20 protein-coding genes are annotated in these 20,494 nt (G+C 61.6%); 8 read left to right on the top strand and 12 right to left on the bottom strand.

Features of this window, described 5'->3' with window-relative positions; translation table 11 throughout:
* Positions 1-97: 97 nt before the first annotated feature.
* The 5 genes from OHL12_RS13235 to OHL12_RS13215 form a co-directional block, all read right to left on the bottom strand.
* Entirely contained in the window at positions 98-1,864 is a 1,767-nt protein-coding gene (locus tag OHL12_RS13235; RefSeq protein ID WP_263414288.1) for a CRTAC1 family protein, read from the bottom strand.
* Between the two features lie 95 nt (positions 1,865-1,959).
* Complete coding sequence (locus OHL12_RS13230; RefSeq protein WP_263414287.1) at positions 1,960-3,600, bottom strand: VWA domain-containing protein; 1,641 nt, start codon at positions 3,598-3,600, stop codon at positions 1,960-1,962.
* Between the two features lie 196 nt (positions 3,601-3,796).
* Positions 3,797-4,330: a hypothetical protein gene (locus OHL12_RS13225; RefSeq protein WP_263414286.1), complete on the bottom strand. Its 534-nt coding sequence runs from the start codon at positions 4,328-4,330 to the stop codon at positions 3,797-3,799.
* Between the two features lie 133 nt (positions 4,331-4,463).
* Positions 4,464-5,444, bottom strand: a complete 981-nt coding sequence (locus tag OHL12_RS13220; protein ID WP_263414285.1) for a transaldolase — start codon at positions 5,442-5,444, stop codon at positions 4,464-4,466.
* Between the two features lie 87 nt (positions 5,445-5,531).
* On the bottom strand, positions 5,532-6,605 hold the full coding sequence (locus OHL12_RS13215) for a hypothetical protein (protein ID WP_263414284.1): 1,074 nt from the start codon (positions 6,603-6,605) through the stop codon (positions 5,532-5,534).
* 304 nt (positions 6,606-6,909) lie between these two features.
* Here OHL12_RS13215 and OHL12_RS13210 point away from each other — a divergent pair, with 304 nt between their 5' ends.
* Positions 6,910-7,737, top strand: coding sequence for a helix-turn-helix domain-containing protein (locus OHL12_RS13210; RefSeq protein ID WP_317889820.1), 828 nt, complete (start codon positions 6,910-6,912; stop codon positions 7,735-7,737).
* A gap of 103 nt (positions 7,738-7,840) precedes the next feature.
* On the opposite strand, the gene OHL12_RS13205 is transcribed toward OHL12_RS13210, so the two are convergent.
* Positions 7,841-8,383, bottom strand: a complete 543-nt coding sequence (locus OHL12_RS13205) for a 5' nucleotidase, NT5C type (protein ID WP_263414283.1) — start codon at positions 8,381-8,383, stop codon at positions 7,841-7,843.
* 73 nt (positions 8,384-8,456) lie between these two features.
* On the opposite strand from OHL12_RS13205, the gene OHL12_RS13200 reads away from it, so the two are divergent.
* Entirely contained in the window at positions 8,457-10,112 is a 1,656-nt protein-coding gene (locus OHL12_RS13200) for a DHA2 family efflux MFS transporter permease subunit (RefSeq protein ID WP_263414282.1), read from the top strand.
* Between the two features lie 315 nt (positions 10,113-10,427).
* Here the strand turns inward: OHL12_RS13200 and OHL12_RS13195 are convergent, their stop codons facing one another.
* Positions 10,428-10,661 (bottom strand): hypothetical protein, encoded by a 234-nt coding sequence (locus OHL12_RS13195; RefSeq protein ID WP_263414281.1) that lies wholly within the window; start codon positions 10,659-10,661, stop codon positions 10,428-10,430.
* Between the two features lie 287 nt (positions 10,662-10,948).
* Between OHL12_RS13195 and OHL12_RS13190 the strand changes: the two genes are divergently transcribed.
* The 3 genes from OHL12_RS13190 to OHL12_RS13180 are packed head-to-tail and all read left to right on the top strand — an operon-like array spanning position 10,949 to position 12,928.
* Positions 10,949-12,121: a PP2C family protein-serine/threonine phosphatase gene (locus OHL12_RS13190; protein ID WP_263414280.1), complete on the top strand. Its 1,173-nt coding sequence runs from the start codon at positions 10,949-10,951 to the stop codon at positions 12,119-12,121.
* 7 nt (positions 12,122-12,128) lie between these two features.
* On the top strand, positions 12,129-12,569 hold the full coding sequence (locus OHL12_RS13185) for an ATP-binding protein (RefSeq protein ID WP_263414279.1): 441 nt from the start codon (positions 12,129-12,131) through the stop codon (positions 12,567-12,569).
* On the top strand, positions 12,569-12,928 hold the full coding sequence (locus OHL12_RS13180) for an STAS domain-containing protein (RefSeq protein WP_263414278.1): 360 nt from the start codon (positions 12,569-12,571) through the stop codon (positions 12,926-12,928). Before OHL12_RS13185 ends, OHL12_RS13180 begins: the two co-directional genes overlap by 1 nt.
* A 108-nt stretch (positions 12,929-13,036) precedes the next feature.
* On the opposite strand, the gene OHL12_RS13175 is transcribed toward OHL12_RS13180, so the two are convergent.
* The 4 genes from OHL12_RS13175 to OHL12_RS13160 form a co-directional block, all read right to left on the bottom strand.
* Positions 13,037-13,375 carry an STAS domain-containing protein gene (locus OHL12_RS13175; protein ID WP_263414277.1) on the bottom strand — a complete coding sequence of 113 codons (339 nt, stop codon included), beginning with the start codon at positions 13,373-13,375 and terminating at the stop codon, positions 13,037-13,039.
* Between the two features lie 13 nt (positions 13,376-13,388).
* Positions 13,389-13,808, bottom strand: coding sequence for an ATP-binding protein (locus OHL12_RS13170; protein WP_263414276.1), 420 nt, complete (start codon positions 13,806-13,808; stop codon positions 13,389-13,391).
* A 111-nt stretch (positions 13,809-13,919) separates the two neighbouring features.
* Entirely contained in the window at positions 13,920-15,830 is a 1,911-nt protein-coding gene (locus tag OHL12_RS13165) for a PP2C family protein-serine/threonine phosphatase (protein WP_263414275.1), read from the bottom strand.
* A 165-nt stretch (positions 15,831-15,995) separates the two neighbouring features.
* On the bottom strand, positions 15,996-16,535 hold the full coding sequence (locus OHL12_RS13160; RefSeq protein WP_263414274.1) for a PEP-CTERM sorting domain-containing protein: 540 nt from the start codon (positions 16,533-16,535) through the stop codon (positions 15,996-15,998).
* A gap of 165 nt (positions 16,536-16,700) precedes the next feature.
* Here OHL12_RS13160 and panB point away from each other — a divergent pair, with 165 nt between their 5' ends.
* The 3 genes from panB to coaBC are packed head-to-tail and all read left to right on the top strand — an operon-like array spanning position 16,701 to position 19,748.
* Positions 16,701-17,669: a 3-methyl-2-oxobutanoate hydroxymethyltransferase gene (panB, locus tag OHL12_RS13155; RefSeq protein WP_263414273.1), complete on the top strand. Its 969-nt coding sequence runs from the start codon at positions 16,701-16,703 to the stop codon at positions 17,667-17,669.
* A gap of 4 nt (positions 17,670-17,673) precedes the next feature.
* Positions 17,674-18,537 carry a pantoate--beta-alanine ligase gene (gene panC, locus OHL12_RS13150; protein ID WP_263414272.1) on the top strand — a complete coding sequence of 288 codons (864 nt, stop codon included), beginning with the start codon at positions 17,674-17,676 and terminating at the stop codon, positions 18,535-18,537.
* Complete coding sequence (gene coaBC / locus OHL12_RS13145) at positions 18,534-19,748, top strand: bifunctional phosphopantothenoylcysteine decarboxylase/phosphopantothenate--cysteine ligase CoaBC (protein ID WP_263414271.1); 1,215 nt, start codon at positions 18,534-18,536, stop codon at positions 19,746-19,748. The genes panC and coaBC overlap by 4 nt, the downstream gene beginning before the upstream one ends.
* Before the next feature lie 212 nt (positions 19,749-19,960).
* On the opposite strand, the gene OHL12_RS13140 is transcribed toward coaBC, so the two are convergent.
* A complete protein-coding gene (locus OHL12_RS13140; RefSeq protein ID WP_263414270.1) occupies positions 19,961-20,494 on the bottom strand; it encodes a hypothetical protein in 534 nt (177 codons plus the stop codon).

The following is a 20,494-nucleotide window of genomic DNA, read 5'->3' as shown; positions in this document are numbered from 1 at the left end:
CATTTCGTCGGCTTTGGGCGAACAAGATTCCAATGGAGGAACGCACGGCCTCCGATGGAGAGCTAAGTACCTGAATCGTTGCTACTTCCGATGAGAGCTACCGCCCCGGTCGGATTGCCTCAGGAGGTACCACCCCATCGCCTTCGCGCACCGCGTAGAGCCGGTCACCCTGCAGATGAGTCAACCGATTGACCGCTCCAGAAGGCCAGTACACCTCTACAGCGTCCACCGCAGTTGCCGCACCCAGACCAAAGTGCAGCCGCAGATCGCTCTGCGAAAGATAGCTACCGCCGCTGCGGACCTCGTCGGTCTGTGTCACTGAGCCGGCGTGCACGACCACCTTGGCGCCGAGTGCCAGGCGGTTGCTTTTCGTGCCTGCCAGTTCGAAACCAATCCAGTGCCGGCCCGCGACACCCGCGTTGTGCAGCAGCGTTGGCGTGCCATCCAGGTTCTCCACAATCAGATCGAGATTGCCATCGTTCTCGAAATCCGCCGCAGCCAGACCACGTCCCACTCGCGGCGCAACCACTGGTGCTCCTGCCTGCGCGCTCGCATCGCAGAAGGTGCCGTCCTTCTCGTTCAGGAAGAAGTTGGAAGGCTCGGCATACCGAGCGCCCGAGGGAAGTGTGTCCACCTGCGGATACACATGCCCGTTGACCGAGTACAGGTCGATCCAGCCATCGTTGTCCAGGTCGCTGAAGACCACGCCCCACTTCACATACGGAAGCGACGGCAGCGCCACACCCGCGTCGTACGACACATCGCTGAAGTCGTTCTTGCCGTCGTTGCGGTACAGCGTGTTGAACTCGTTTTCAAAGTTCGTCACATAGATCGAGAAGCGGCCCGTGTGGTTGTAGTCGCCGATCGCGACGCCCATCGATCCCTGCTCCGACCCGTCGCCACTGACCGCCGTGCCCGACTCCAGCCCGATGTCGGTGAACTTGCCGCCACCATCGTTGCGATAGAGGTAGTTCGGTGTGGAGTCATCCGCCACATACAAGTCCGGCCGGCCCGTTCCGGACAGGTCGCTCCACACCACGCCCAGGCCGTAGTAGCCCGGCTTGTCGTCCGCGCCCGTCGCCTTCGATACATCGCTGAAGGTGCCGTCGCCGTTGTTGTGGAACAGCGAATCGCCCGCGCCACGCAGGCCGCGCGGTCCACACTGCACATCGATGCCACGGTACCGGCAGCTTGGGCTCTTGCCGAAGCCCGGCAGATCGTCCAGCCGGAAGTCGACGTAGTTGCTAACCGCCAGGTCGACGAAACCGTCGTTGTCGTAATCGCCGAAGGCAGCGCCCGTCGACCATCGGCCATCCGCCACGCCCGCCTTTGCGGTCACGTCGGTGAACGTGCCATCGCCGTTGTTCTTGTACAGCTTGTTACCGCCCAGCGCGGTCACGTACAGGTCGGGCCAGCCGTCGTTGTTGAAGTCGCCCACCGCGCCGCCCATGGCGAAGCCCGGCGTCGCCAGGCCGCTCTTCGCGGTCACGTCGGTAAAGGTGCCGTCGTGGTTGTTGTGGTACAGCGCGCCTTGCGCCTTTTCACCGCGCAGCGTCATGTCCACGGTGGGCGCGTTGGTGAAGTAGATATCCGGCCAGCCATCGCGGTCATAGTCAATGACCACCACGCCGCCGCCCATCGATTCGAGAATGTACTTCTTCTCTGGCGCTGCCAGGTGTTTGAAGTGGATGCCAGCCTTCGCCGTCACGTCCGTAAACTGCGGCACCGCGCGCCCGCTGCACACGCGCGAGCGAGCGCCCTTGGGCACGGCCTGCGGCGCACTGTGGGCCTGCGCGCCAGCGGTGTTCTGGAGCAAAACTGCGGCAATGCTGAGGCAGAGGAGGCGAAGGAGCGGTCGCTGCATGGGTCCGCTTTGACAATACGCCGTCGCCAAAGCCGCACGCCAGAACGGGATCCCACCGCTCAGGCAGACGTTCGCAGCCCCGGAAGCCCCGGCTCTTAGCGCATCGCGCCGTTCACCGGGCTCTCCAGGGGCAACGTGTCCAGCGCTCGCGTCTGCAACAGCAACGACCCTGTTCGTTGCGAGTCCTGGTCGCGGGCGACGACCAGCAGGTATTTCGCACCCTTTGGCACCGTGAGTTGCTGCACCGTCGCCACACGCTTCTGCCCATCGCGTGCGCGCTGGTATTGTTCGTCACTCAGATTCGTATCCAGCTCCTGCTGCCTACCATCGCGCACCTTTCCCGCCACGTCATACGCATAGGTCGACACCTGCAGCTTGCTGCTCCAAACGCCGCCCGAATGCTCCTGCTTCAGCTCCGCCAACGGAATGCTGAAGCTCATCGTGACGTGCTGGGCGTCGCCGCGTTCGGTGAGCTTTACCTGGAAGATGAGCGCTCGGTTCTGCGCCGGGTCGATCGTCTTGGCACCGTCGCGCGTCAGCCGCGCGCGCGGCGTCCCCTCCTCGGGTGCACCGGTAAACGTGGCCAGGTATCCCTTGCGATACGACAGCGTATAGCCGCCATCCACCTCGATCGTCACGTGATGGAAACTCTGGTCGGTGCTGTAGGGCGTCGGCACATACGCCAGCGTGTACGCCGACTTGCCAAGGTCGAACGCTTGATCGATCTCTTCCGCCAGGTTGTTGAGCATGTAGGCCTGACCGCCCGTGGCCAGCGCCAGCTCACGCATCTCCGCACGCTGGCCTGCAACTGTCGTCGGCCCTACCGTAGGAACTTCGATCTTCTTCCACGCCTGGTTGGCATCCCGCGGACTGCGCCCGCCCGTGCCACCCGTGCCGCCACCTGCGGCACCCAGTTGAATCGCAGCCTTATTCAGTTCTGCGATCGACACCTCGTCCGCGATCACGCCGCGCACATCCACCGGGTACACCGACACCCGCGCCTCCGCCAGCGCCTCCTGCACCTGGTGAATCTCATTCGCGCGCGCCGAGTAGTTCACCTGGAAGCTGCCCGCCTCCTGATCGCCGCTCACCGTCACCAGCGGAAATTCACCCGCAAACCAGATCAGATTCTTTCGCCCGGGCGTCTGCTGCAGCAGCGCCGCCACACTCATCAACTGGTTTACCGCCGATTGAAACTTGCTGTCGATCGCATGGTTCTGCACCGGCAGGATCGACGCCACACTGCGCACCAGCGCATCGCGATCCGTCGTGGCAGAGATCACCGGGATCACCCGCCCGTTTCGCACCGTGAAGATCGCGACGGGCAAACCGTCTGGCATGGTCGCGAGGCTCTTTCGCAACTGCTCGCCCAGAAACATCTGGTCCAGCAACTCGATGTCGTCTGTGTCGACGAGCAGCACCTCGGTCGTGGACGCCGGGCTCGGCGCGTTGCTGAATGTGCCGGGTGGCAACGCAGCGACCGCCGCCCCGTCCGAGATCTCGGGTGAACCTTCCTCGAACGCGCGCAGTTCCTGCGGCTTGCCCTGGTCCTGAACATGAAACGCCGACGCCGGCAGACCGTGCACCGGGTTGCCGTGCGCGTCCATCACCAGAACGTCTTCGATGACGAGCCGGCTTTGCGCGCGGACCAGCGGCTCCTCTTGCGCTTGCAGTACAGCGCTGCTCACGGCAGCGGCAGCCGCCAGCAGGATGCTGCAGATCCAACGAAGTCTCATGCCGGTCCCCTCCGCACAAGCAGGCACGAAAACCAATGCGGCTCCGCGCCGTTCCGACGATACGCCGGGATCGACCCGCCCGGCGACCCGCAGCCATCATCGAACGCTAGAGCTTCCACGACATCTCCTGGCCGCTGCGCAAGGTCACAACTACGCGTCGAACCGGGTGCGCGGGCAGAGCGAGCGCCGCGCCCATTCAAACCAGCCGCGGCACCTTGCGCAGCAGCAGCCGTTCCACCCAGCTCCCCTGGTCCTTGGTCAGGGCGCGCAGCGGTACGGCGACGGCCTGACCATCTCGCGTCAGCAAAGCAAGCACGCGGCGACTGGTGCGCAGGCCACGCAGTTCAGACCAGCCACGAACGGCCGCAGCCGAACGCCCTGCCGCGTCCGATGCAGCGCCCCAGCCCATCTCGTGCAGCGTCACCTGCTGCTCGCCGCGCGGCACGGCGGGCAGTTGGCGCAACCGCTCACGCCGCCGGAACAGCGCAAGTGCCGCCATCACCGCCAGCGCCAGCGCACTCACCAGCAGCAGCGCAGGCCACAGGCGGTCATGCAACATCTCGTCGTGTTTGCCGCTCAACGCCCGGAACAGGTCACCCACACCGCCCAGACCCATGAGGCCTGCGATCAGGTACGCCATCGGCACTCCCTCGGAACGGTCCTCTTCCATCCGCGATAGCAGGTACGCCTCCCGCCATTCAGCAGGCCGCCAGGTAAATCGAACCACCATACGCTCGCCACTCCCTCCCTGGGGGTATATCGGCGGCGTCGGCCCATCCATGCTGGCCGAACTCGGGACACGCGCCCCAACGCGAAAGCCCCGCTAGTGCGGCGGGGCTTTCGCAATGAAGAAACTCTGTTGCTTACTTGCCGAGCTCTTCCACGCGCTTTGCCAGCAGCTCTTCCAACTCTTCCAACGCCTTCGAGAAGCCTTCAATGCCTTCCTTCAGCTTGTCGTGAGCCATGCGATCTTCCGCGTGCATCTTCTCAAAGGTTTCCTTGTCCATCGAGATCTTCTCGATTTCGAGCGACTTCGCCTTTTCCGGATCGAGCTTGCGCGGCAGATCCCCCTCGGTCGAGTTCAACTCTTCCAGCAGCTTCGGCGAAATGGTCAGCAGGTCCGAACCCGCCAGTTCCTTGATCTCGCCGATGTTGCGGAAGCTGGCTCCCATGACCACGGTCTTGTAGCCAAACTTCTTGTAGTAGTTGTAGATCTTCGTCACCGACTCAACGCCCGGGTCTTCCGCGCCCTGGTAGTCCTTGCCGGTGTCCTTCTTGTACCAGTCCAGGATGCGGCCCACGAACGGCGAGATCAGCGTCACCTTGGCCTCGGCGCACGCAACCGCCTGGTGCATGCCGAACAGCAGCGTCAGGTTGCAGTGGATGCCTTCTTCTTCCAGGTCCTTTGCCGCCTGGATGCCTTCCCACGTGGACGCGATCTTGATCAGGACGCGCTCGCGGCTCACGCCGGCATCCTCATACTGCTTGATGATCTCGTGCGCCTGCTGCTTGGTCGCTTCCTTGTCGTACGACATGCGCGCATCCACCTCGGTGGAGACGCGGCCCGGAACGATCTCCAGGATCTTGCGGCCAAACGCCACAGCCAGCGTCTTGAACGCGGCAGCCGCCACGGCCTTGTTGTCGGAGCCCGCGCCTGCCTTCTCCTTGGCTTCCTTCAGCACGTCGTCCACGATGTAGCTGTATTCCGGCATGCCGGCCGCCGCCGTGATCAGCGACGGGTTGGTCGTCGCGTCGGTCGGCTTGAATTTTTCCATCGACTTCATGTCGCCGGTGTCGGCAACCACTGTGGTGTACTGCTTCAACTGGTCGAGCAAGGTAGGCATTTCGATCTCCCGTAGGTCTACCTCTATGGTAGCTCTACCCGGGTTGGATGCGGATGAACGCAGCCGCTATCACCTGGCGCTGAACGGCTACGGTACGTCAACCGAGGTCACCGCGGACCGGGCACTCTCGTTGCCACTGCGATCCACTGCCGTGACGGCGTAGCGCACGCGGCTGCCCGCCGGCAGACCATTCGCCGCGGTGTCCTCAAACGTCACACCGGGCACATCCGCCGCTCCCGAAGCCCGGACAAACGCACCCGCACCGATCGCACGGTACACGCGGTAGCCCACTACGTCCGGCTCGCTGTTCGGCTCCCACGACAGGCTCACCCGGCTCGCTCCTGTTTCCGAAGGAAAGGACACGGCCAACAGCCCGTTGGGCACGCCGGGCGGAAACACATCTGCGGAGCGCGTGGTGCGAACCTCAGCGGCGGAGCCCCGCAGCGACAGAGTCTGCCCGTCCACCGTCACCGATCGCTCGCGGTACACGCGATACCGGACGCGCGCACCAGCCGCTGGCGCAGGGTCGATCGCGCCTCCGGGGTCTGCCTGGCCCGCCGGCACCTGCAGCAGACGCATCGCGTCCGCACGGGACCGCGCCGGAGCCACTCCAAACGCGGGAGCGCTGGCCGGCGTATCCGACCAGGCCTCCACACGCACCGAGGCTTTACCCTGCCCTTCCGGCATCCACGTCAGTTGAACGCCCTGGGACACCGTTGCCGCCGTCAAACCGCTCACAGCTGCCGGAGCCGCGCCGGCCACGGCCGCGACCGGCTTGCTGTAGCCCGCGTCCCTGCCCGCCGGATTGCTCACCCGGACCCTGTACAGCACCGCCCGGCCCGGCCCCAGGGTCAGCGGCGGCGGCAGCGCATCCGCCGTGTCCACCGCCTGACCCGGTGCCACCCTGAGCTGCGCAAACCCCGCGCAGGCCGCGCCCTGCACCCGGCACACCTCCGCCACCAGCGGCATGGGCGTGCCCTTGTGCGACAGCGGCTGATGATCGGTGGTTTCATCGGGTGCCGTAAAGTGCAGCAGCACCGATCCACCCTCGCGCACGGCGGAAAGGTCGCGAACCGGGGCGGGCAGGTGCAGCGACGGCGGTCGCGGCACGCCAGGGCTGGCGCATCCACCGAGCCATAGCAGGCTCAGGCCCTTGGCCACCCAGCCAAACCTCTGCCTTTCTGGTAACTTCCTCCGCCGCACCCCCCGAGCGTACCATCGCGCGCCGGGGCGCCCTGAGCCAGCCGTTCCGAGCGAGATCGCACATCGTGCAAGGGCGCTCTCCCCGTGCTGCAGGCCCGGAACCGTTCCAGATTGGGCTTGGCATAATCTGGCGTTCCATTCCAGCAAGGGATTTCTCGGGTTGACCCAATCTGAGTAGGGGAGTGAAACCGTACATCTTTCGACCGCGTTGAAACATCTGTTTGGCTGCTGCACATGGAGCCAAGCACACGAAGGAGCCCCGGTGCCCGAAGTTAATCAGATCTCGCTGGTAAAAGCCCTGGAAACCGACCCACAACTCGCCACTGTCGCTGCCGCCATCCCGCCACCCGCGCCGGATACGGAATCCGTATCGCTTGCCGCCGGCGATGCCGCAGAGGCGTTCATCGGCGAAAAACGGCTGGGCGAACGCATCAAGGCGCTGCGCCTGCGCAAGTCCATGGGCCTGGTCGAACTTGGCCGCCACACCGGCCTGTCGGCCAGCTTCCTCTCGCAGCTTGAGACGGGACGCGTAGTTCCCACCCTGCGCAACCTGGCCCGCATCGCTATTGTCTTCTCAAAAGACCTGAGCTACTTCTTTGAGCCCGAGCCGAAGACGCTCTTCCGGGTGCATCGGAGCCACGAGCGTGTCCGCCTGCCCCAGACCGGCACGGACGAGCCGTCGTATTTCTTCGAATCGCTCGGCTACATGGTGCCCGACCGGCAGCTTGACCCCTACTACATCGAGTTCCTGCCCGGCGTAAAGCCGCGCCGCGCTCACCAGCACCCCGGCCACGAGTTCCTGTACCTGCTTGAGGGTGAGTTAGACGTGCAGCACGGCAACGGCACGCACACCCTGCAAGCCGGCGATGCCGCCTACTTCGACGCGGGCGTGGCGCACAGCTATATCTGCCGTGGCGAAAAGCCCGCGAAAACGCTGCTGGTCACCCTGCAGGGCAACGGCTCCGGCGTGCAGCACCAGAATGGCAACGGCACTGCCAACGGAAACGGCCACCGGGTCCGGCCCACCAACGGCACACCTGCCGCCGATGGCCAGCGCCCTCGTGCAGAGAACCTCGCCAAAGCCTCGTAAGCTGACCCACAAAGCGGCCCCATTGACGAATCAGCAGCCCTCAAGCTCTGATTCTGTCTCGGGGCCGTTCCTCATGTGAGCCCGACCGGACCGGCAGCGCGCGTCAGCTTCCGAAGAACAACCGTTCCACCGCCCGCCAGTCCGCCAGCCGCGTCCAGCCGTTCGCGTCTGCGTCCACCTGTTCGTTGTGCGGCGAAGAAAACAGCAGACCCTGGCCGCGAAACGCCCGCAACTGCCGTGGGTTGTCGTCGATCAGAAAGTCCGCCGCGAGGATCGACTTGGTTCCGCAAAAAACGTAGTTCGACTGCGGCAGAAAAGGGAAATGCTGCTTCAGCCAGCGGTACTTCGCGTTGAAGGAGTGCGGCACTTCCATCGCGGCCGAGGCGATAAAGACGTCGTGCGTCTTCGACAACCGCTCAATCACCCGCACCGCGTCGGGCATCAGGGGCAGATCGCCGAAAAAGTCCGGCTCATCCAGAAACGCCGAAAGCTGGTCGTGCCTGTCGCTCGGAACCACCTGCCACAGCCACTTGCCCTCAAGGTCCGCCTTGGTCAGCCGTTCGCCGAAGTGTTCGTTGTAGCGGGAGATGTGCGCCGCCACGGTGTCGGCCATCACCTCGTCCATATCGATTGCTACCACTGCCATCGTCGCAGGGTAGCAGAGCCGCGCCACCGAAGTTTTTGCGTCGCTCCCGCCGGCATCTCTGTCCAATACACGAATGGCAGCCACCGCAATCGAAGAAACAGGCCAGTCAGAGGCTGTGCAGGCCGCGGCACAGGTGCCCTGGAAGCCCAAGCACAACCCCTGGCTTATCGCCCTTACCGTCACGCTCGCTACCTTTATGGAGGTGCTCGACACCTCCATCGCCAATGTGGCGCTGCCGCACATCGCCGGTTCGCTGGGCGCATCGCAGGACGAGGCCACCTGGGTCATCACCAGCTACCTGGTGGCCAACGCCATCATCCTCCCCGCGTCGGCCTACCTGACCACGTTTGTCGGCCGCAAGAAGTTCTACATGAGCTGCGTGGTGCTGTTTGGCATTTCCAGCGCCATGTGCGGGCTGGCTCCCAGCCTGCCGATCCTGATCCTCTTTCGCCTGTTGCAGGGCGCCGGTGGCGGCGGCCTGGGCCCAAGCGAACAGGCGATCCTTGCCGACACCTTTGAACCCAAGCAGCGCGGCCAGGCTTTCGCGCTGTACGGCCTCGCCGTGGTCGCGGCGCCCGCCATCGGCCCCACCCTGGGCGGCTGGATCACCGATAACTACGACTGGCGATGGATCTTCTTTATCAACGTCCCGGTCGCCATCCTGTCGCTGGTGCTGACCACTCGCATGGTCGAAGACCCGCCGCACATCGTTGCTGAGGTGCAAGAGTCGAAACGCACCGGCATCCGGCTCGATTACGTTGGCTTCTCGCTGCTTGCACTTGGCTTTGGATCGCTGGAGTTCGTGCTCGACAAAGGCCAGGAAGACGACTGGTTCGGATCGCACCTGATTACGCTGTTCACCGTCATCTGCGGTGCGGCGCTGATCGCGCTCATCCTCTGGTCGCTCCTGTCGATCCGGCGCGGCAGGCGACCCATCCTGAACCTGACGCTATTCAAACAGCGCAGTTTTGCCGCCGCGTTCACCATGCTCTTTGTGCTGGGTTTCGCCCTGTACGGCACGACCGTGCTGATTCCGCAGTTCGTGCAGACGCTACTCGGTTACACCGCGGAACTGGCCGGCCTGGTCATCTCACCGGGCGGCGTGACCATCATGCTCATGATGCCCGTGGTCGGCATCCTGATCACGCGTGTCGATCCACGCGTCATGATCACGTTCGGCTTTGCCCTGCAGACCTTCTCGTTGCTGCTGATGCACCAGATGCTGGCACTCGACTCCAGCTTCAAGACCATCATGTGGCTGCGCATCATTCAGGCCGCATCGCTGGCGTTCCTGTTCATTCCGATCAACACCATCGCGTACAACAACATTCCGCGGTCGCAGAACAACGACGTCTCGGGCCTGAGCAACCTTGCCCGCAACATTGGCGGCTCGGTCGGCACCAGCTTTGTCGCGACTATGCTTGCGCGCCGCGCCCAGACGCACCAGACATTTCTGGTCAGCCATGCGACCGCTTCGACCAACGCTTTCAACAACCGGGTCTCGTCGATCGCAGGCTTCCTGCAGGGCAGCAGCGGCCCCGGCAGCGGCAATCACAGCGACGCCGTCGCCGCCGCCCAGGCGAACATCTACAACATGGTGCACAACCAGTCGCAGATGCTCGCCTACCTCGACATCATCGCCGTGCTCGCAATCTTCTGCCTTTGCGTCACCCCGCTCGTCTGGATCGTTCCCAAGCCGAAAGGCGGCGGAGACGCACCCGCCCACTAAGCGAAACTCTTTCAACCAACAGCAAGGGCCGCACATGCGGCCCTAGCTGTTGCCCCGAAGTGCGGTCAATCGGACCGCTTCAGAACCCCTGCGCCTTGCCGTTCACAGAAAAGCCGGAGTAGTGGATTGCGACGATGGGCCAGACTCCATCCTCCTTGTGAAAGATTTGGGTCTCGCGGCCCTTGGTCACCAACGGCCGCCCGCCATCCCGAAAGATTGCATGGAAGATTCAGGGCATCTGAGACCAACTGCGGCGCAGTCCCGGCGATCGCCGCGCATGCGCTTTGGGGAGTTGCTTGCGCAACGCATTCGTTGCTACGAACGCGCAGTCGATCGGCACGATTTCTCGTAATGAAATGCGAGTTGATCAAGCTCGATGCTCTCTTCCTTGAGCGCAAGAATTTCGTGAACAACATCTGCAGTGATCCGCCTGCCACGACCGTCCATAAATGCCTGCTGCATCCAGAGCGCCTGGCGACGCAGATTTTGCGCTCTGCGGCGAAGGCTGTTGGCAATCGCCTCGGTTTGTTGACCTTCCTGCTGTTTCATTCGGGCATGCTACGGGTTCCGGAAAGCGACACGGAACTCGACTTCAGTGCTACGGATGTGACATTTCCGTTACATACGCTTCCACTGATAGCGAGCCTGAGAATCTGGACGACGGCTCCTTGATCCACTTCCTTTCGCGCAGTTCGACGTGCCGGCAGCCGCAAAAGCGTACCCGCCCCGTGACCGCAAAGCAGCCCATGAAAGGGCTCATTACCCGATCGATTCGGTTGTAGTGAAGCTCTATTTTGCTCATGTACACTTACCGCACTTCGCAAGGAACAGGTGGGATGGAAACTACTTCACTGCAGGAAGCTGAGGGCACGCTGTCCCTGGAGGAGCAGGTTGCCCGTCTTCAGGCCTTGCTTGAAGCATCGCGCCAGGTTCATTCCGCCGTGTCAACCGATGGCGTCCTCTCGCAAACAGTTCGCATTCTGGTTCGGGAGCTTGAGTTGCAGGGCGCGGTGTTCCTGGCCACCGGCACCGACCGGTTGCTTGCCTCCAGTGGCACTCCGCTGACGCCGCCCTATGAAGATTGCAGTCGCTTTTCGCTGCCTTCGAAGGATGGAACGCCGCCAGCCGATCTGCTCGTGAAGACGCACGATGGCCGCAACCTGTCCTTGTACGAGGAAGACTTCATCGAGGGTTTGATCCTGCAGGCTGCAGTTGCGCTGGAGATGCGGACGTATACGGAACGGGCGATCGAATGGGCGCGCGTTCAGCAGGACATGGAGGCGGCACGCAGCATCCAGCGCTCTCTGCTTCCGAAAACGATGCCGGCAGTTCCGGGTTACTCGTTCGCGGCTCGCAGCATTGCTTGTTACGAGGTCGGCGGCGACTACCTGGATACCATGCAGCTCGCCGACGGCTCGCACCTGCTGATCGTTGCAGATGTTGCCGGCAAAGGACTCGCTTCCGCCATCATGGCTACCAGCTTTCGGTCTGCCTTTCGGTCCCTTGCAAGTCAGGCCATGCCCTTGCTCGATATGGTGTGCCGTGTGAATGAGCAGCATTGGGCCGAAGGGGATGAAGCCCGGCGGCGATACGTTACGGCGATCTTTGTTCGCCTGGATAGTGCGAACAGCCGCATCGACGTAGTAAATGCCGGCCATAATCCTGGAGCTCTGGTGCGTTCCGATGGCTCGGTTCAAATGATCGAGGCCTCCGGAACCCCGCTCGGCCTGTTGCCCTTCGCAACGTACTCGCTGGAGAGCTTCGATTTCGATCCTGGGTCCAAGTTGCTGCTTTACACAGACGGGCTAACTGAAGTCTTCTGTGGCGACGAGGAGTTTGGGTGTGAGCGCCTCACTGAGAGCTTCCGCCGTCTTCACACGCAAAACGCGGACCAGGCGCTGAACGAAATTTGGGAGAAGCTGGAACAGTTCTCGACCGGTGAACCACAGACCGACGATATGACGGCACTCGCGGTATGCCATATCGTTCCAGAAATGCAGGAGGCTTAGGCTCACCATGAAGGATGGCAAGTCGGTCGAAGTCCGCTTACCCTCGGAACTCGGCTTTGAAAAGGTTGCGATGAGCACGGCCGCGGGCATGGCGACCATGATGGGTTTCTCTCCCGATCGTGTCGAGGACCTGAAGACCGCGGTGGCAGAGGCCTGCATCAATGCCATCGAGCATGGCAATCGGCTGGATGAGTCGCTCCGTGTTGCGGTTCAGCTCTCGTTGAATGATTCAGAGTTGGAGGTCAAGGTGTCGGACGAGGGCACCGGCCCAGTGAACGCTCCGGCACTTCCCGACATCGACCGCAAGATGAACGGGGAAGAGGACCCTCGAGGCATGGGCATGTTCCTCATCCAGGCTTTGGTGGATGAAGCGGAATGGCACAAAGGGCCTCCCGGAAACAGCTATGTCCGCCTGGTGATTCGGCTCGATAAGGAGAACAACAAGTAATGCAGGCTACAACGAAAGTCGCGCAACATACACTCGATACCTCCTCCGGCGAGCCAGTCGTAGTCCTCAGCTTCAGCGGTGATATCTCTTCCACGTCGAAAGACGCGATCATGGGCGCGTACCACGGCATCAGCGACTCGGTTCATCGGGTGCTTCTCGACTATACGAACGTCGAGTACATCAACTCCTCGGGCATCTCCATCATCATTCAGCTACTGCTTGAAGCAAAGAAGAGCGGCAGCAGGAAGATCGGGATGTACGGTCTGTCGGCTCACTTCACCAAGGTGTTCACGATGGTCGGCGTAACGAAATACGCAACCCTTTCAGCAGATCGCGACACCGCTCTCGCGTCACTCTAGTCGCGGCTCGAACTCGACTGCAGGCAGAGCGAAGCGCCAACTCCCCCGCCAAAAGACAAAACCACCGGATACCTCGCCGAGGTAGCCGGTGGCGTATGAAGCTTTTGTTTAGGAGAACGAAGCGATCGCTGCCGTCTCATCGTCCTTGATGTCAAACACGGTCAGCAGCTTGGTGATGACCAACAAATCCTTCACCTTCTTGCTCAGGTTCAGCAGCTTCAACTCGCCGCCTGCATTCTTCACGGTCGTGTAGCCGCTTACCAGTTCACCCAGGCCAGCGCTGTCGATGTAGGTGACATCCTGCAGGTTGAGCAGGATCTTCTTGGAGCCTGCGGCAAGTGCGTCCTGCATGGCGCTGCGGAGCTGACCGGTCCCGTCGCCCAGAGTGATCCTGCCTGAGAGGTCCAGAACAGTGACACCATTTACCTGACGGATCTTGATCTCCATCGAATACTTCTCCTTACGTCCTATGTTTGCGGAGCGTGATTGTCGAACCTGTGTTGTGTTTCGAAAAGTGTACGTCATCCATCGTCTGGCGCATGAGGAATACTCCACGTCCTGACGATCGGAGTAGATTGTCTTCGTGCAGGGGATCGGGAACCTCTTCGGGCTGGAAGCCTTCCCCCTGATCTGTAATCCTGATGACGAGTTCTTCTGCCGTTAGGTCGAGTTCGGCGGAGATCGCCTTCCCAGGATGTTGCTGATTGCCGTGGATGATCGCATTCACCGTGGCCTCGCGGGTGGCGAGTGCAATGTCACTCACAACGTGTTCGTCGAAGCCGGCGAGCAAGGCGAACGACCTCGCCAACTGCTCGACGGCATCGACACCTTCGAGCGAAGAAGCAAGTGTGAGAAGAGCATGATGGATGGTCGCTTCCATACCTGCGCTATTGTCCATCCTTGATCTCATCTGGCAGTCGGCACATAAGCGCGTCAGAACGCCAGCATACAGTCCGCCCGGCACAATGCTGGCACACGGATGCTAAGGCGCTTAGGTGCATTGAACCCGCAGGATAAGAATGTCATCCTCCTGGCCGAATCGCTGCACTGCATTCGCGATCTCGTTGGCGGTTGCGTTCTCACTCACCATCTGTTCGACACGCTCAAAACCGAACAGATCGCCGTGCTCGTTCTGAGCTTCAATCACACCGTCCGTCAGCATCGTGACCACATCGCCATCGGCAAGCTGGCAAGTCACAGTGTCGTAAGACATATCGGGAAGCGTACCCAGCGGAAGCGCGCCTTCCATCCCCAGCTCCGCGGTGTTGATGTACGGAGGCAGGTGACCTGCGTTCGAAGCGGTCAGGGTGCGATCCGCATCGATGCGGACCACCAGGCAAGTAGCGGTGGCAAGGCCGCGACCACATAGCCGCTCGTTGACCGATTTGAGGATGTCGGCCGGATTCTGTTCCTGCGAGGCCGCGGTGTCGATGGCGCCCACAATGAGGGCGCCCAGCATGCCTGCACTCAGGCCTTTCCCGGTCACGTCGCCTACAACGATCAGCGCACTTCCCTCTCGGGAATTTGGAATGATCTGAAAGAAGTCGCCGCCGACATCGCGCGAAGGACGGTACTCGCTTTCCACGCTCAGGCCTGGCAGTCGCGGTACTTCGCGAGGGATGATCACCTGCTGCAGCTCACTGGCCTGTTGCACCTCAAGCTGGTACTGCAATCGTTGCCGCTGTGCCAGCAGAAAGCGCCGCGAGGCCATCAGCGTGACCAGCAGCAGCGAAAGCATGGTCGAGAGCTGCCCCAGCGAAATCTTGTACCCAAAGACCGCGTACTGAACGTGGATCCGGGCCAGTCGGAGCTCGTGCTGATAGTTGGCGACCACGGCAAGTAGGATCGCCGGCAGCGCGAACCAGCCCTCCTGCTGATGTTTGCGGATCCCCTGGTATGCAACCCAGAACAGGGTGCCCGCGAGGGCAAGTTTGATCCAAACCAACGCTGGGTCGAGATACGTTCCGACAGCCACAGGCACGAACTGACCATGGAGCGGCGGCCGCAACATGAGCGTACCCACGGCCAGAATCCCAACAAGCGCGAAGACGATGCCGGCGAGGCGGCGGCTGTGTGCGACCTGAAACCACTTCGCGAAGAACAGCACCCACAACCCAATGCGAACCGGCGTGAGCACCACATCCCGCGCCAGCAGAACGAAAGTGCTGCTGAAGAGTGTGCTGTAGTTGCCGAGCTGCAGGATCAGGTTCCCCACCAGTGTCACGAGGGAAACCAGCGCCAGCAGAAGATAGGCCTTGTCGCTGCGGTCCAGCGCGAAATGCGCACTGGCAACCGTGAGCGCCAGCAACAGCACCAGCATCTCCAAGAAGCCGCTGCCTACGTCGTGGTTCAGCCCATCCCAGTCCAGAGCTACGCGATCGTTGATCGTCTGCGCTGAGCCCAGCATCGGCGGTCCATGCAGTCCACCCGCATCCGGCCCGCTAAATCGCGTCGCGCTGTTCATCCACATTCGGATCGCGATCGTCACGGTGCCGTTCTGCACGGTGGCAGGCAATGGGTAGCCGCGCGGCTGCGAGGGAAACGCCCATACGCGGCGCTGTCCGAAGTGCCCGAACTCGCCGATCTGCTGGCCGTCGACAAAAACCTGGTAGGCGTCATCGAATTGATCTGGCATCTTGATCGCCAGCTTGCCGTCGGTGCCCTCTACATGCACGCGAAGCCGGTACCACGCGTATCCGGAGTAGTTGGGATGTCCATGCGAGGTCCACCCGGCGACAAATCCGCTGCTGCCCAGCTCAGGATCGGGAGGATCGTCGGGCGAGTGCAGATCGACAGTCTCCCAATGACTATCGTCGAAGCCGGGCTGGGCCCAGGCCGGCTCGTCGCCAACATGGAAGCGCCACGGCCCGAAGAGGTCGGCCGCCGAATGGCCAAGCTTCACTTGTGCAACAGCTTCGTTCGTTGCAGGTGCGGTCCCGGGCGCTTGTGCTCCAACAAGAGTGCCCTGTAGCAACAAGAGAGCCAGGACCAAACGGGAGATGCAAGTCATCAGGAGTTCCTACCCGCCCCACCTGCTAGGGGCGGGAAAGAAGATGTGTCTCCAAGCTTATGCCAGGCTATAGCGGCGGTACATCCATCCGAAACCCAACAGGCTGGTGGCGAACAGCACGAGCGACGACGGCTCCGGTGTCGCATTGGTATAGGTGAGTGAAACCTGCGGAAAGGCCGACGGGTCCAGACCGTCTTCGGTCACGATGAAGAAGACATTGTTGCCGATCCCACCGCCGCTGAACGTGAGGGTGTAGAAAACGGGATCCGTCGTAGCCGACGTGCTGGCGCTCGTAAACAGGTCGCCCCGGCCGATCGCCGCCGCGGCGCCACCGGCCGCATCCAAGGCATCGTTTGTACCAAAGGACAGCGTCAGCGAAGTGATCGGAGATCCGGTCTCATTCTGGCCGGCGAAGCACCCGTCGCTGTTGATGGGACTACCGCTATTCAAATAACCCGCGCACGATCCGAAATAGAACGAGGTGGGCATGGTGACGTTGCTGTAGTTCGGATCCTGCACCCGGATCGTGACTGCCTTGGCAAGGATCGGAAAAGCTACGGAGAGAAGAAGGGGGAAAGTACGACAGATCGCGCGCATCGACGGTGGCCTCGGGGGAAGGAATGTCTGTATTGGCGGGAAGGCTGGGACGAACTGAGCCGTGTGCAGACTACATGCAAGTGAAACGCCGGTCAAAGCCAATTGTGCGCGTTGCGCCTTCTGCCGACACACCCAAGAGGCGATGCTGCGCCGGCCCGGTTCCAGGTGCTCCTCTGCGAAAACAGGTCGCCCGTATACTGTGGGCATCGGGTTGCATCCACGCTGGCGTGGAGCGGCACTGGAGATGGAATGAGTTTAGTTACACCTCTCGACGGGGAGCTTCGCAGCCTTGCTGCGAAGAAGGTCACGCCACCAAGCCTGATCGCACGGAAAGAGAGCGGACACCGGATCACGGCTCTGACCGCCTATGACTACGGGACTGCTCGCCTGATCGACGAAGCAGGCATCGATTGCATCTTGGTCGGCGACTCCCTCGGAATGGTAGTGCTCGGCTACGAGGACACACTGAGCGTCACCATCGAGGACATGCTGCACCATGCGCGCGCAGTCCGTCGTGGCGTCAGGCGCGCGTTGCTCGTCGTAGACATGCCGTTCGGCAGTTATCACGTCTCCACCGAAGACACGCTTCGCAATGGAATCCGGCTTCTCAAGGAAGCAGGGGCGGAAGCAGTGAAGGTGGAGGGCGGCATGGATCAGGTGGAAAACGTGCGAGCCCTGACGGCAGCGCAGATTCCAGTTTTCGGCCACATCGGACTCACGCCTCAATCTGTGTTGCGTACCGGTGGGTATCGTGTGCAGGGACGATCGCATGCTGCTGCCCTGGCACTTCGTGAAGATGCCCTGGCGCTACAAGAAGCCGGCGCAGTCGCAGTGGTTCTTGAAGGAATTCCGCGAGAGGTCGCGGCAAGTATCACTGCTCGCCTTCGCATCCCCACCATCGGAATCGGAGCGGGGCCTGACTGCGACGGCCAGATCCTGGTGTTTCAGGATCTGGCAGATTTGAGCTTCCGTCCGTCGCCAAAGTTTGTGCGGGTCTTCTCTCCGGCGCGGACACTTTTGCGTGCCGGACTGGAGGAGTTTCGGGTGGCGGTGGAAAACGGTACTTTCCCGGCGGACTCCGAAAGCTATCACATGCCATCCGGTGTTCCGGTCGACGTGCTGACCTCGCTCTAGATCCATGCAGATCATCCATTCCATTTCTGAAATGCGAAGTGCCTGCCTCGGCTTAAGAAGCAATGGTGCGGAGCTAGGGCTGGTTCCGACCATGGGAGCACTGCACGCGGGGCATCGTTCCCTGGTGCGGGCTGCGCGCGAAACGTGCAGGCATGTCGCGGTTTCTATCTTTGTCAATCCGCTGCAATTTGCGCCCGGCGAGGACCTTGAGTCTTACCCACGAACATGGGAGGCAGACCTGGACCTGCTGCAACGGGAGGGAGTCGACCTCGTCTTCGCACCAAGTGCGAAGGAGTTGTACCCAAACGGGACAGAGGCCTTCGTGGAAGTGAGTGCAATCGGTTCACGCCTGGATGGTGCATCTCGCCCGGGTCACTTCCGGGGCGTGGCCACGGTAGTCGCCAAGCTGTTCCACATTGTCGGGCCAGACCACGCGTTCTTCGGTCAGAAGGATGCCGCGCAGGTCGCAGTCCTTCGTGCGATGATTCGTGCTCTCGACTTTCCGGTGCAAATGTCTGTATGCCCCACAGTACGTGAGGAAGACGGCCTGGCGATGAGCTCGCGGAATCGATACTTGAGCCCGGAAGAGCGGCAGCAGGCGCTTGCATTGCGAGCTTCGCTAGACATGATGGAACTGGCGGTAATGCAGGATTCTTCATCCGTCGCAACCGTGCGTTCTAAGTGGCACGCGTATCTGGCCGCTGCACCGGGTGTACGCCTGGATTATGCAGAACTGGTAGACCCCACGACGCTCTTACCCGTAGAGCACCTGAACGCAGAGACGCTTGTCGCTGTTGCTGCGTGGGTCGGAACAACTCGCCTGATTGACAATGTCGTGCTGCAGGCTCCCCGCGGAATCGTCAGATGAAGATTCTGTTAGGAGTGAGTGGTGGCATAGCAGCGTACAAGGCGGTTGAGCTCATGCGTGATCTCGGTCGGCGAGGGTTTGATGTGCAAATCGCTATGACACAGGGAGCACAGCACTTCATCACGCCGCTCACCTTTGCAGCGCTCAGTGGTCATCCCGTGCTCACGTCCATCTGGCAGGAAGCAGAAGCTGCTAAGGGCGACGGATCTGACGACCGGTTCACGATCGACCATACCCGCATCGCGCAGGAGATTCAGGCTCTTGTTGTCGCCCCGGCTACAGCAAACACCTTAGCGCGTTTAGCCAACGGAATGGCTGACGATCCCATTTCGACCATTGCCCTTGCAACACGCGCACCGCTGTTCCTTGCTCCGGCAATGAATGTGCACATGTGGAACCACCCTGCAACGCAGGCGAACATGCGTACCCTGCAAGCGAGAGGCGCACAGGTGATCGCGCCGGCAGAAGGTTTGCTGGCCTGCGGTGTCGTCGGCGAGGGCCGTCTTGCCGAAACCAATGTGATCGTGGATGCTCTCACGGCAGCATTGGAAAAGTCGCGTGACCTTTCTGAGGAACACATCCTAATCACCGCTGGAGGCACGCGGGAGCCGATCGACCCGGTCCGCTTCTTGGGAAATCGCTCCAGTGGAAAGATGGGCCACGCACTGGCAGAGGCGGCGCTGGCGCGAGGTGCGAGGGTCGTCCTGGTAACTACGGCCAGCCACCTTTCCGCACCCGGATGTGAGATCGTACCTGTCTCGACTGCCGCAGAGATGCAGTCCGCCGTACTTACCCGACTTAGGAGCGTCACTGCCGTCATCATGGCGGCGGCGGTGGCCGACTTCCGGCCGGCACATCGAGCGGCTCACAAAATAAGTAAGAGTGAGGTCCTGACGTTAGAGCTCGTACGGAATGATGACATCCTGCATCATGTGGTCGCGCAGCGCTCACCCGGAACACTTGTGATTGGCTTTGCCGCGCAAACTCGCGATGTATTGGAAGAGGGCCGGCGTAAGCTGAGGGAAAAAGGCGTCGATGCGATCGTTGCCAATGACGTTTCCGCAGCGGATCGCGGCTTCGATGCTGATCAGAACGCCGGCTACTTTCTTACGCGCCAACAAGAGACTCTACTTGCGCTCTCAAGCAAACGAGTCATGGCTGATCGCATTCTTGATGGGCTAAGGGATCTAGCTGCCAATCGGACGATCTAACTCTTTGCTCCGAACACGTCAACGCAGTCGCGCACGACTCATTGGCAAACCTCGGGAATGAGCCTGCACGCAGACTCGACCACCGGACTAGACAACGGTCATCGTCTCTCGCGTAGAAGTCCGCGCGTCTGACATCCTATCTGCGGAATCGCGCGGCATCGAGCGCAGCAAGCACTTCCGTAGCTATAAAGAATAGCTACTAAGCTCGCCTGCTACGCACCAAGCCGACCATGCAGCGTTTGAAGCCGCGCGACGTGCGACTTCTCGTACTGGCCAAGCAGGCGTAACCGCATGAGGTTGTAGGCCGACGCGATCTGCATCAAGGCGAAGTGGCCACGCGCGTCCGCGTACCCATGCAGGGTCGCCAGTTCGATTCTGGCGAGGGCTCTCTTTAGATCAACAATGTCGGCGCGAATCAACTCGGAAATCAGCTTCCCATTGTGATCCCATTGTTCTGCAAGGACGCAAAGCTCGAGGATTGCGTCGGCATTTTTTGAGAGCTTCCGAACTCCCGCGATGCCGCCCAGCAGCTCCCACATGACCGGCGGTTCAATGCGGAGCTGATCCTTGGTCGGGCTCAGGTACATCTCTGCGATGGCTTTGATGCCGCCCAGATTGACTGGTTCGATGCTTGCAACCACATCCTTCCAGTCACGTTGCAGTAGCTTGCGTCGGCGCACCATGAACGCCAGTTGCGGTATCGCGAACGCAAGGGAAACAGCCAGAGCGAGGCAAAAGAACAGCAT

It is taken from the genome of Terriglobus aquaticus (assembly GCF_025685415.1).
Taxonomy (GTDB): Bacteria; Acidobacteriota; Terriglobia; order Terriglobales; family Acidobacteriaceae; genus Terriglobus; species Terriglobus aquaticus.
Note: the sequence above shows the minus strand (reverse complement) of the source record. Positions and strands in the feature narration are given on the sequence as shown.

Excerpts from the sequence above, each read along its gene's own strand:
- OHL12_RS13235 (WP_263414288.1), bottom strand. The coding sequence starts at position 1,864 with ATGCAGCGACCGCTCCTTCGCCTCCTCTGCCTCAGCATTGCCGCAGTT.
- OHL12_RS13230 (WP_263414287.1), bottom strand. The coding sequence starts at position 3,600 with ATGAGACTTCGTTGGATCTGCAGCATCCTGCTGGCGGCTGCCGCTGCC.
- OHL12_RS13225 (WP_263414286.1), bottom strand. The coding sequence starts at position 4,330 with ATGGTGGTTCGATTTACCTGGCGGCCTGCTGAATGGCGGGAGGCGTAC.
- OHL12_RS13220 (WP_263414285.1), bottom strand. The coding sequence starts at position 5,444 with ATGCCTACCTTGCTCGACCAGTTGAAGCAGTACACCACAGTGGTTGCC.
- OHL12_RS13205 (WP_263414283.1), bottom strand. The coding sequence starts at position 8,383 with ATGGCAGTGGTAGCAATCGATATGGACGAGGTGATGGCCGACACCGTG.
- OHL12_RS13200 (WP_263414282.1), top strand. The coding sequence starts at position 8,457 with ATGGCAGCCACCGCAATCGAAGAAACAGGCCAGTCAGAGGCTGTGCAG.
- OHL12_RS13195 (WP_263414281.1), bottom strand. The coding sequence starts at position 10,661 with ATGAAACAGCAGGAAGGTCAACAAACCGAGGCGATTGCCAACAGCCTT.
- OHL12_RS13190 (WP_263414280.1), top strand. The coding sequence starts at position 10,949 with ATGGAAACTACTTCACTGCAGGAAGCTGAGGGCACGCTGTCCCTGGAG.
- OHL12_RS13185 (WP_263414279.1), top strand. The coding sequence starts at position 12,129 with ATGAAGGATGGCAAGTCGGTCGAAGTCCGCTTACCCTCGGAACTCGGC.
- OHL12_RS13180 (WP_263414278.1), top strand. The coding sequence starts at position 12,569 with ATGCAGGCTACAACGAAAGTCGCGCAACATACACTCGATACCTCCTCC.
- OHL12_RS13175 (WP_263414277.1), bottom strand. The coding sequence starts at position 13,375 with ATGGAGATCAAGATCCGTCAGGTAAATGGTGTCACTGTTCTGGACCTC.
- OHL12_RS13170 (WP_263414276.1), bottom strand. The coding sequence starts at position 13,808 with ATGGAAGCGACCATCCATCATGCTCTTCTCACACTTGCTTCTTCGCTC.
- OHL12_RS13160 (WP_263414274.1), bottom strand. The coding sequence starts at position 16,535 with ATGCGCGCGATCTGTCGTACTTTCCCCCTTCTTCTCTCCGTAGCTTTT.
- panC (WP_263414272.1), top strand. The coding sequence starts at position 17,674 with ATGCAGATCATCCATTCCATTTCTGAAATGCGAAGTGCCTGCCTCGGC.
- coaBC (WP_263414271.1), top strand. The coding sequence starts at position 18,534 with ATGAAGATTCTGTTAGGAGTGAGTGGTGGCATAGCAGCGTACAAGGCG.
- OHL12_RS13140 (WP_263414270.1), bottom strand. The coding sequence starts at position 20,494 with ATGCTGTTCTTTTGCCTCGCTCTGGCTGTTTCCCTTGCGTTCGCGATA.